Here is a 6,059-nt window from a genome sequence, read left to right on the forward strand (position 1 = left end):
GACGGCGGAGACGGGGGGGGGCGGCGGGACGGGGGGCGGGAAGACGAGCGGCCGTCCCGGCAGATCAGACCGTCCAGGCGGGTTCCAGGTCGATCACGTCGCCGTCCAGCGCCGCGATGTCCGCATTGGTCTGGGCGCGCAGCGACAACCGCTCGATGCGCTCCGTCCGGTACTTGCCGTGCTCCGCCGCGGAGTTCCACATCGACAGCACCAGGAACTCGTCCTCGCTGCGGGCCTGGGCGAAGGCGCCCCGCAACATGCCGGGGGAACCGGCCATCGCCGGGTTCCAGACCTTCTCCTGCATCAGCACGTAGTGGTCGATGCGCTCCTGGTGCACCCGGCAGTGCGCCACCCGCAGCAGGTCGGCGTCGGTGAACTCGGGCCGGAAACCGGTCTTGACGTCGAAGCGGTACTCGAAGAGCAGGGTGCGCATGTCCTTGTACGTGCCGACCTGGGACGCGTGCAGCCGGTCGTGGGAGCGCGCCATGAACGAGTCGTAGAAGGCGCGGCTCTCCCAGAAGCCGAAGAGGTGGGCCACCTGCGGTTGCAACCTGCTCCAACCGCCGCCCTGTCCGCGGAATCCGGGCTCACCGAGCAGCCCGGCCCACTTCCGCTGACCCCGTTCGAAGCCTCGTCGGTCGACGACGGCGCAGCGCATCCACTTGACCAGCACCGCGCCATCGTACGGCCATCCGGGCTGCTCAGAGCGGGCAGGAGGCCACTCGTTACCGGCAACTCACCTGCGGTTCGGGCCATTTCGAACACCTGCCCCGACCGGACGAAGCCTCCGGGAACGGTACGCCGGTTTCGTCCCGGATCACGCGCCGGACGGGGCGCGTTCCGGGTGCCCGGGGAGGGCGGGAGTGGGGCCGGGAGCCGGGTCGGCCCCCGGCACGGGGCACGTGGGTCGGAGCACAGGACATGACGTTCCTGACCGCGACGAACGCCCGGCCCCTGCGAGGCCGGGCGTTCGTCGTTCCAGGGGCTTGCGCCCAGAACGATCTCTTCTCGCACTGTCGGCGCGACTCGCGCTCGCTGAAGGCCACAGCGGTGTGCCACCTTCGTGAGGGAGGGGCGCCGGCCAAGCGCTGGCGCCCCTCCCTCACCGAGAGCGCTATTCGGGCTCAGTCGCGTCGGATGGTGCTTCCGACGCGCCCGGCCCCCGTTGTCAGCTGCAACCGCTGGTGGAGCCGCAGCCCTCGCAGAGGTAGCAGCTTCCCGCACGGCGCATCTTCGTGCCGCAGGAGAAGCACAGCGGGGCGTCGGCGTTCATGCCCAGCTGCATCTCGGCCAGTTCGGTCGAGTTGTGCGCCTTCGCCGGGGCGGGCAGCTCGGTCGCCGCCACCTCGGGCTCGTCGGCCGGGGACGCCTGCTGGGTGGCGGGCTGGACGGGCGCGGACTGGGCGAGCCCCTCGACGTCCAGCTCGTCGTCGGACGCCTCGTAGGAGCCCGTCTCCAGGTGGCGCTGCCGCTCGGCGGCGGAGTGGATACCGAGGGCGGAGCGGGTCTCGAAGGGCAGGAAGTCGAGCGCCAGGCGACGGAAGATGTAATCGACGATGGACTGCGCCATCCGCACGTCCGGGTCGTCCGTCATACCGGCGGGCTCGAAGCGCATGTTGGTGAACTTCGAGACGTAGGTCTCCAGCGGCACTCCGTACTGGAGGCCGACAGAGACGGCGATGGAGAAGGCGTCCATCATGCCCGCGAGGGTCGAGCCCTGCTTGGACATCTTGAGGAAGACCTCACCGAGACCGTCGTCCGGGTAGGAGTTGGCCGTCATGTAGCCCTCGGCGCCGCCCACGGTGAAGCTGGTGGTGATGCCGGGACGGCCCTTCGGGAGCCGCTTGCGGACCGGGCGGTACTCGACGACCTTCGTCGGCTCCGGCTCGGCGACGGGCTCGGCCGTCTTGTCCTTCGTCTTGGCGGAGAGCGGCTGACCGACCTTGCTGTTCTCCACGTAGACGGCGAGGGCCTTGGTGCCGAGCTTCCAGCCCTGGAGGTAGATCTCCTCGACGTCCTCGACGGTGCTGGACGCGGGCATGTTGACGGTCTTGCTGATCGCGCCGCTCAGGAAGGGCTGCGCGGCGGCCATCATCCGCACGTGGCCCATCGGGGAGATGGAACGTTCCCCCATGGCGCAGTCGAAGACCTCGTAGTGCTCGGGCTTGAGCCCGGGCGCGTCCACGACGTTGCCGTGCTCGGCGATGTGCGCGACGACCGCCTCGACCTGCTCCGGCTGGTAGCCCATCCGCTTGAGGGCCTTGGGGACCGTGTTGTTCACGATCTGCATGGACCCGCCGCCGACCAGCTTCTTGAACTTGACGAGCGCCAGGTCGGGCTCGACGCCGGTGGTGTCGCAGTCCATCATCAGGCCGATGGTGCCGGTCGGGGCGAGCACGCTGGCCTGCGCGTTGCGGAAGCCGTTCTTCTTGCCGAGCCGCAGCACGTCCTGCCACGCCTCGGTGGCCGCCGCCCACACCGGGTTGTCGAGGTCGTCCATGCGCTTCGCCGCGGTGTTGGCGTCGGCGTGCTGCTGCATGACGCGGCGGTGCGCCTCGGCGTTCCGGGCGAAACCGTCGTAGGGCCCGACGACCGCGGCCAGTTCCGCGGAGCGGCGGTAGGAGGTGCCGGTCATCAGGGAGGTGATGGCTCCGGCGAGTGCGCGGCCGCCGTCGGAGTCGTAGGCGTGACCGGTGGCCATCAGGAGGGCGCCGAGGTTGGCGTAGCCGATGCCGAGCTGGCGGAACGCGCGGGTGGTGTCGCCGATCTTCTCGGTCGGGAAGTCGGCGAAGCAGATGGAGATGTCCATCGCGGTGATGACGAGTTCGACGACCTTGGCGAAGGTCTCGGCGTCGAACGACTGGTTGCCCTTGTCGTCGTCGCGGAGGAACTTCATCAGGTTGAGCGAGGCGAGGTTGCAGGACGAGTTGTCCAGGTGCATGTACTCGCTGCACGGGTTCGACGCGGTGATCCGACCCGACTCCGGGGAGGTGTGCCACCGGTTGATGATGTCGTCGTACTGGATGCCCGGGTCGGCGCAGACGTGGGCGGCCTCGGCCATCTTGCGGAAGAGTTCCTTGGCCTCCACCTCCTCGATGACCTCACCCGTCATGCGCGAGCGCAGACCGAACTTCTCGCCGGCCTCGACGGCCTTCATGAAGTCGTCGTTGACCCGGACCGAGTTGTTGGCGTTCTGGTACTGGACGGACGTGATGTCGTCGCCGCCCAGGTCCATGTCGAAGCCGGCGTCGCGCAGCGCGCGGATCTTCTCCTCCTCCTTCACCTTGGTCTCGATGAAGGCCTCGATGTCGGGGTGGTCGACGTCGAGCACGACCATCTTCGCGGCCCGGCGGGTGGCGCCGCCGGACTTGATGGTGCCGGCGGAGGCGTCGGCACCGCGCATGAAGGAGACCGGGCCGGAGGCGTTGCCGCCGGAGGACAGCAGTTCCTTGGAGGAGCGGATGCGGGAGAGGTTCAGGCCGGCGCCGGAGCCGCCCTTGAAGATCATCCCCTCTTCCTTGTACCAGTCGAGGATCGACTCCATGGAGTCGTCGACGGACAGGATGAAGCACGCCGAGACCTGCTGGGGCTGGGCGGTGCCGACGTTGAACCACACCGGGGAGTTGAACGCGAAGACCTGGTGCAGCACGGCGTAGGCCAGCTCGTGCTCGAAGATCTCGGCGTCGGCCGGGGAGGCGAAGTAGTCGTTCTCCTCACCGGCGGCACGGTAGGTCTTCACCACGCGGTCGATGAGCTGCTTGAGGCTCGTCTCCCGCTGGGGGGTGCCGACCGCTCCGCGGAAGTACTTGCTGGTGACGATGTTGGCCGCGTTGACGGACCAGAACTCGGGGAACTCCACCCCGTACTGCTCGAAGTTGACGGAGCCGTCGCGCCAGTTCGTCATGACGACGTCACGACGCTCCCAGACGACCTCGTCGTACGGGTGCACACCGGGAGTGGTGTGGATGCGCTCGATGCGCAGCCCCTTGTTCGCCTTGCTGCCCTTGGCACGCGCGCTTCGTGCCGGGCCGCTCGCCGTCTCTGTCACTTCCGCCTCCCTGTTCGGGCGTAACGCCCTGATGTGCCCCGAAATTTCCCCGGGTCACGGTATCTGCCTGTCGACCGGTCCGCGTCGCGCGGCCCGGTCACGTTCTTGTGTGGGTGCCGCTCAGTCGGCGGCCGACGCGGGGACGGGCACCGGGGTGCCGCCGTCCGGCGCCTCTGCGTCCCGCGACCTCGCCGCCCGCAGTTCCTCGATCGCCGACTCGAAGTCCTCCAGCGAGTCGAAGGCCCGGTACACGGACGCGAACCGGAGGTACGCCACGACGTCCAGCTCCTGGAGCGGTCCGAGTATGGCGAGTCCGACGTCGTGGGTGGAGAGTTCCGCGCTGCCGGTGGCGCGCACCGCCTCCTCGACCTGCTGCCCGAGTTGGGCGAGGGCGTCGGCGGTGACCGGGCGGCCCTGGCAGGCCTTCCGGACTCCGGCGATCACCTTGTCCCTGCTGAAGGGCTCGGTGACGCCGCTCCGCTTGATCACGGTGAGTGACGCGTTCTCCAGCGTGGTGAACCGTCGCGAGCAGTGCGGGCACTGCCGTCGGCGGCGGATCGCGGTGCCGTCGTCGGCGGTACGGCTGTCGACGACGCGGCTGTCGGGGTGTCTGCAGAAGGGGCAGTGCATGTTCTTCCACCCTCCTTCACCCTGATCGTGCAACGGTCGGCACAGGCTGGCGCGCATGGCTGCGCAGCCTCCTGCGTCAATCCCGCGGGCCCTGGTTCACACCCGCGGCGACTGGTGTCCAGCATAGGCGATGCCCCCACCGCGAACGACGGGGGGACCACAACTTGTGGGCGCCGAGAGATATACAACCACTACATCTGGTGCTCGGACGACAACAGCCCCCGTTCACCCCACCGCGCGTGTCGCGCTTGGGAGCATGGCGGGCAGGAGGGAGGCTACTGCAGTGGAGGCGGACGGGAGGAATCGAAAACGCCGACCGGGATATACACCGGGAGCCCTGTCGCGTCAGCCGAACCCGGATATTTCACTCGAACGTGTGTTTGGCGCAACCTTTCGAAAGCAACTACCGTTACCCCACTAGGGAGAACCGCTGGAGAACCGCTCAGAGGGGCCGACGTGACCACCACCGCAGACAGCGCCATCATCACCCCCCAGGACCGCTCGGAGGAGCGCATCGACTCGATGCGTTCGGTGAGTGACCAGCCAGGGGTGCCAGGAAATCCGGGCAGCACGCCAGAAACGAAGCCCGGACGCGCACTGCCGGGACGGCCTCCGGGCATCAGGGCCGACAGCACCGGCCTCACTGATCGCCAGCGGCGGGTCATCGAGGTCATCCGTGACTCGGTGCAGCGGCGAGGCTACCCGCCGTCGATGCGGGAGATCGGCCAGGCCGTCGGACTGTCGAGCACCTCCTCGGTCGCCCACCAGCTCATGGCACTCGAACGCAAGGGCTTCCTGCGCCGTGACCCGCACCGTCCGCGCGCCTACGAGGTGCGCGGTTCCGACACGCCCAGCACCCAGGCCGCCGACACCGCAGGCAAGCCCGCCGCGTCCTACGTGCCGCTGGTCGGCCGGATCGCCGCAGGCGGCCCGATCCTGGCCGAGGAGTCCGTCGAGGACGTCTTCCCGCTGCCCCGCCAACTCGTCGGCGACGGTGAGCTGTTCCTGCTGAAGGTGGTCGGCGACTCGATGATCGAGGCCGCCATCTGCGACGGCGACTGGGTGACGGTCCGCCGACAGCCGGTGGCCGAGAACGGCGACATCGTCGCGGCCATGCTGGACGGCGAGGCGACCGTCAAGCGGTTCAAGCGCGAGGACGGCCACGTGTGGCTGCTCCCGCACAACGCGTCCTACCAGCCGATCCCCGGTGATGAGGCCACCATTCTCGGCAAGGTGGTCGCCGTGATGCGCCGGGTGTGAGCGGATCACCGTCGAGACCAGGCCCCGGGGCGACTGCGCCTGTCCCGGGGCCTGTTGCCTGCGCGCAGCCCCCTCGGCCCGCTCCGGGCACACCCCAGGGCCCCGCGGCCGGGGCGCGGTG

Annotated in this window: 3 protein-coding genes and 1 pseudogene; 1 reads left to right on the forward strand and 3 read right to left on the reverse strand. The window is 69.0% G+C overall.

Annotation, left to right across the window (positions count from 1 at the left end):
• Positions 1-64 precede the first annotated feature (64 nt).
• The 3 genes from ACYVE9_RS12980 to nrdR form a co-directional block, all read right to left on the reverse strand.
• Complete coding sequence (locus tag ACYVE9_RS12980) at positions 65-673, reverse strand: YdbC family protein (protein WP_461027968.1); 609 nt, start codon at positions 671-673, stop codon at positions 65-67.
• Between the two features lie 495 nt (positions 674-1,168).
• Positions 1,169-4,048 carry a vitamin B12-dependent ribonucleotide reductase gene (locus ACYVE9_RS12985; protein ID WP_461027969.1) on the reverse strand — a complete coding sequence of 960 codons (2,880 nt, stop codon included), beginning with the start codon at positions 4,046-4,048 and terminating at the stop codon, positions 1,169-1,171.
• A 120-nt stretch (positions 4,049-4,168) separates the two neighbouring features.
• Positions 4,169-4,678: a transcriptional regulator NrdR gene (nrdR, locus tag ACYVE9_RS12990; protein WP_461027970.1), complete on the reverse strand. Its 510-nt coding sequence runs from the start codon at positions 4,676-4,678 to the stop codon at positions 4,169-4,171.
• 582 nt (positions 4,679-5,260) lie between these two features.
• Here nrdR and lexA point away from each other — a divergent pair.
• Positions 5,261-5,938: pseudogene (lexA, locus tag ACYVE9_RS12995) on the forward strand (transcriptional repressor LexA); the annotation flags it as partial.
• Positions 5,939-6,059 lie beyond the last annotated feature (121 nt).

The sequence above is a fragment of the Streptomyces sparsus genome, from assembly GCF_054776295.1.